We start from the raw sequence: 4438 nt of genomic DNA, 5'->3' as shown, positions 1-4438 counted from the left end.
GGGTTTAGGCGGCGCGGAGGTATTGGTTGGGCCAGGTGGGGGTGGCGCCCAGCTTGGCGGCGGCGCGCAGCGGCCAGTACGGGTCGCGCAGCAGTTCCCGGCCGAGCAGCACCAGGTCGGCCTCGCCGTCGGCGACGATCTGCTCGGCGTGCTCCGGCTCGACGATCAGACCGACCGCGCCGGTCGGTACGCCGGCCTCGCGGCGGATCCGCGCGGCCGCCGGCACCTGGTAGCCCGCGGCGAGCGGAATCCGTTGGGCGGGGCTGACGCCGCCCGAGGAGGTGTCGACCAGGTCCACCCCGGCGCCGGCCAGTTCGGCGGCGAGCACCACGCTGTCGTCCACCGTCCAGCCGCCCTCCACCCAGTCGGTGGCGGAGATCCGGACCAGGACCGGGACCCGTTCGCCCACCGCGGCGCGTACCGCCCGGGCGACCTCCAGGGTGAGCCGCATCCGGCCCGCCCGGTCACCGCCGTACTCGTCGGTGCGGTGGTTGGTCAGCGGGGAGAGGAACTCGTGCAGCAGGTAGCCGTGCGCCGCGTGGATCTCCACGGCGGCGAAGCCGGCGTCCAGAGCACGGGTGGCGCCGGCCGCGAACGCCTCGACCACCGCGGCGACACCCGCCGCGTCCAGCGCGACCGGCGTCCGGTAGCCCGGCGCGAAGGGGGTGGTGCCCGGCGCCGTCGGCGTCCAACCGCCCTCGGCGTCCGGCACCCCACCCCGCTCGGCGGCCCATGGCCGGTAGGTGGAGGCCTTGAACCCGGCGTGCGCGAGCTGCATGGCCGGTACCGCCCCGTGCGCCGTCAGGAAGGCGGTGATCGGACGCCAGGCGTCCACATGCGGACCGGACCAGATGCCGGTGTCCTGCGGGCTGATCCGCCCCTCGGGCAGGACCGCTGTCGCCTCGCTGAGCACCAGGCCGACCCCGCCGGTCGCGCGGGCGCCCAGGTGCACCAGGTGCCAGTCGGTGGGCAGGCCGTCCGGGCCGGCCGTGTACTGGCACATCGGCGCCATCGCGATGCGGTTCGGGAGAGTGACCGCGCGCAGGGCGAGCGGCGCGAACAGTTTGCTCATGCCACATCCTCTCGAACAGGCGGAGGAGGACCCCCGAGGGGCCCTCCTCCGATTCAGGTCTCGCCTGATCCGTGACCGGCCACGGCGACGGATCAGGCCGGTACCGGTGCCAGCCCCTCCGTGCGGCCGCTCCCCGCCGGCTCCGCGTCGACGAGCTCACGCCGGCCGGCCGAGTCGTACGCGGTCCGGTCGAGGGTGCCCTCACGAGCCGCGACGACAGTCGGCACGAGGGCCTGACCGGCCACGTTCGTGGCGGTACGCATCATGTCCAGGATCGGGTCGATGGCCAGCAGCAGCCCGGCGCCGGCCAGCGGCAGGCCGAGCGTGCTGAGGGTCAGGGTCAGCATCACGGTCGCACCGGTCAGACCGGCGGTGGCGGCCGAACCGATCACCGAGACGAACGCGATCAGCAGGTAGTCACCCACCCCGAGGTGGACGCCGAACACCTGGGCCACGAAGATCGCGGCGAGCGCCGGGTAGATCGCCGCGCAGCCGTCCATCTTGGTGGTCGCGCCGAACGGCACCGCGAACGAGGCGTACTCGCGGGGCACACCGAGTCGCTCGACGGCCTTCTGGGTGACCGGCATGGTGCCGACCGAGGAGCGCGACACGAAGCCCAGTTCGATGGCGGGCCAGGCGCCGGCGTAGAAGCGCAGCGGGTTGAGCCGGCCGGCGCCCAGCAGCACCAGCGGGTAGACCACCAGCAGCACGATCGCGCAGCCGACGTAGACCGCGGTGGTGAACTTGGCCAGCGGGGCCAGCAGGTCCCAGCCGTACGAGGCGACGGCGTTGCCGATCAGGCCGAGCGTGCCGATCGGGGCGAGCCGGATCACCCACCAGAGCGCCTTCTGGATGATCTCCAGCAGGGAGCGGTTGAGCGTCACGAACGGCTCGGCCTTCTCACCGATCAGCATCGCGGCGGCGCCGACGACGAGCGCCAGGAAGACGATCTGGAGCACGTTGCCCTCGACGAAGGCCCCGACCGGGTTGGTCGGCACGATGCCGGTGAGGAAATCCGTCCAGGAGCCGGTCTTCTTCGGCTCGGTGGCGCCGGCGAGGTCCAGCGTGACGCCCCGACCCGGGTTGGTGAGCAGGCCCAGGCCGATGCCGACACCCACCGCGATCAGGGCGGTTATGCCGAACCAGAGCAGCGTCTTGACCGCGAGCCGGGCGGCGTTCGCCACCCCCCGCAGGCTGACCACGCTGACCACGATCGCGGTGAAGACCAGCGGCGGCACGGCCAGCTTCAGCAGCTGGACGAAGAGGCTGCCGACGGTGTGCAGGGTCTCGGTCAGCCAGGCGAGGTCGTTGGCCCGGGCCAGGAAGCCGAGCGCCACGCCGAGGACGAGGCCGAGCAGGATCTGCACGGAAAAGGGGAACTTGCGCAGGGCAATAGGCATGAAGATGTGTCCAAGGGTCTGGTGAGTCGGTCGGGGGCAGCGTCAGAAGGCAGGCTGCGCCGGACAGACACCGCTGGCCTGCAGTCGAAGATCGACGTACAGGCGAACGGTCAGGCACCAGATGTTGGTCATCGCCGGTCGACGATACGCCCGGGACGCCGGAGGCGGAAGGGGCAACGGCCGTGACGAACCTTACGAAGGCGGCCGTCGATGGTCGAACCCCTCCGACGAGGGCGGATGCCGCTTGCCGTCGCCCGTTCGGCTGGCTCCACCCGTCCGGACGGGCGGAGCCGGAGGGTCCGTGAAGCCGAGCACGGTCGCCGTGGCCACCCCCCAGAGCACCGCGACGGCGAGCACCACCCGCTCCAGCACGCCCACCAGGCTCCCGCGGCCGACCAGCAGCATCGCCAGACCGACCGCCGCGCAGAGCGGGAGCGCGACCGCCGCCGCGCCGGCGGCGAGGCCGCGCAGCCGCCGGCCGGCGTCCCGGTGGAGGGCGACCGCGACCATCGCGAGGACGATCGTGCCGGTGGCCGCGATGCTCGCGCCGCCGTGTACCAGGTCGCCCACCGTGGCGCGCTCGAACGGCGGCAGCGGACAGCCCACGCTGCACGTCACCGTGCCGGAGAGCGCCGTGCTCAGGCTGCCGGCGCCGAGCAGCGCGGCGGCCATCCACAGTCGCGCCGGCAACGCCGCGGCGAGCAGCAGCACGCCGGCGGCCAGGGCGTACACCCCGATCCGGTAGGTCAGGGCGTGACCGCTGCCGGCGATGCCGGCCTCGCTCACGTAGCCGGTGAAGCCCGGGCCGGGGCCGGCGAGCACGGCGATGGTGACGGCGGCCGTGCCGGCGAGGATGCAGCCGGCGGCGGCCGGCGCGGCGGCGGCGCGAAGCGGGGGCGGCTGCCCCTGCCGGCCGGGTTCAGCCACGCCCGTGTGGCGTGGTCCAGCCGGAGGTGTCCGGGCCGAGCGGGACGATCCCGGTCGGGTTGATCTCGCGGTGAGTGGCGTAGTAGTGCCGCTTGATGTGGTCGAAGTCCACCGTCTCGCCGAAGCCGGGCGTGGCGAACAGGTCCCGGGCGTACGCCCAGAGCACCGGCAGCTCGGTGAGCTTCTGCCGGTTGCACTTGAAGTGCCCGTGGTAGGCCACGTCGAAGCGGACCAGCGTGGTGAAGAGCCGGACGTCGGCCTCCGTGATCGAGTCGCCCATCAGGTAGCGCCGCCCGGCCAGCCGCTCGGACAGCGCGTCCAACCGGCCGAAGAGCGCGGTGTACGCCTCGTCGTACGCCTCCTGCGAGGTGGCGAAGCCGCACCGGTAGACGCCGTTGTTCACGTCCCGGTGGATCTCCGCCATCAGCGCGTCCAGCTCCGGGCGCAGCTCCACCGGGTAGAGGTCGGGCGCGTCCGGGGCGTGGAAACGCCGCCACTCCGTGGAGAAGCCCAGGGTGAGCTGCGGGTAGTCGTTGGTGACCACCCGCCCGGTGACCGTGTCAATCAGCGCGGGCACGGTCACCCGGCCGGAGTAGTCCGGATCCGTGGCGAGGTACGCCTCGGAGAGGAAGCCGATGCCGAGCACCGGGTCGAACCCGTCCGGGTCGAGAGCGAACCGCCAGCCCCGCTCGTCGCGGATCGGATCGACGGTGCCCAGCGAGATGACGTCCTCCAGACCGAGCAGGCTCCGGACGATCCGGGCCCGGTGCGCCCACGGGCAGGCACGGCACCAGATCAGCCGGTAGCGGCCGGCCTCCAGGGGCCATCGCCCCTGCTCGTCGGGGCCACCGCCGGGCGGGGAGGTGGAGTGCGGGGTGACCCGGTCGGTGAACCGGTTCGCCTGCCGGACGAACTCGCCGCTCGCACCGACTTCCGCCGTGAACTGGGCCCGCGCCATGCCGTCAACCTATCCGGTCCCGCCGCCGATATCCTGGCTGCCGGGCGTTCCCCGCGACCCGGTGAACGCTCGACCCCACCC

At 73.1% G+C, this 4438-nt stretch carries 4 protein-coding genes; all 4 read right to left on the bottom strand.

What is annotated here, in order from left to right; genetic code table 11:
• Nucleotides 1–4: 4 nt before the first annotated feature.
• On the bottom strand, nt 5–1072 hold the full coding sequence (locus E1211_RS30965; RefSeq protein WP_132353607.1) for an NADH:flavin oxidoreductase/NADH oxidase: 1068 nt from the start codon (nt 1070–1072) through the stop codon (nt 5–7).
• 92 nt (nt 1073–1164) lie between these two features.
• Nucleotides 1165–2460, bottom strand: a complete 1296-nt coding sequence (locus E1211_RS30960) for a dicarboxylate/amino acid:cation symporter (protein WP_207915577.1) — start codon at nt 2458–2460, stop codon at nt 1165–1167.
• Between the two features lie 204 nt (nt 2461–2664).
• Entirely contained in the window at nt 2665–3399 is a 735-nt protein-coding gene (locus E1211_RS30955) for a DUF998 domain-containing protein (RefSeq protein WP_132353603.1), read from the bottom strand.
• Complete coding sequence (locus E1211_RS30950; protein ID WP_132353601.1) at nt 3392–4357, bottom strand: glutathione S-transferase family protein; 966 nt, start codon at nt 4355–4357, stop codon at nt 3392–3394. Before E1211_RS30950 ends, E1211_RS30955 begins: the two co-directional genes overlap by 8 nt.
• Between the last annotated feature and the right edge of the window lie 81 nt (nt 4358–4438).

The sequence above is a fragment of the Micromonospora sp. 15K316 genome (assembly GCF_004348525.1).
Classification (GTDB): domain Bacteria; phylum Actinomycetota; class Actinomycetes; order Mycobacteriales; family Micromonosporaceae; genus Micromonospora.
Note: the sequence above shows the minus strand (reverse complement) of the source record. Positions and strands in the feature narration are given on the sequence as shown.

Bases quoted from the DNA above. Each gene is read 5' to 3' on its own strand.
- E1211_RS30950 (WP_132353601.1), bottom strand. From the start codon at position 4,357: ATGGCGCGGGCCCAGTTCACGGCGGAAGTCGGTGCGAGCGGCGAGTTC.
- E1211_RS30965 (WP_132353607.1), bottom strand. From the start codon at position 1,072: ATGAGCAAACTGTTCGCGCCGCTCGCCCTGCGCGCGGTCACTCTCCCG.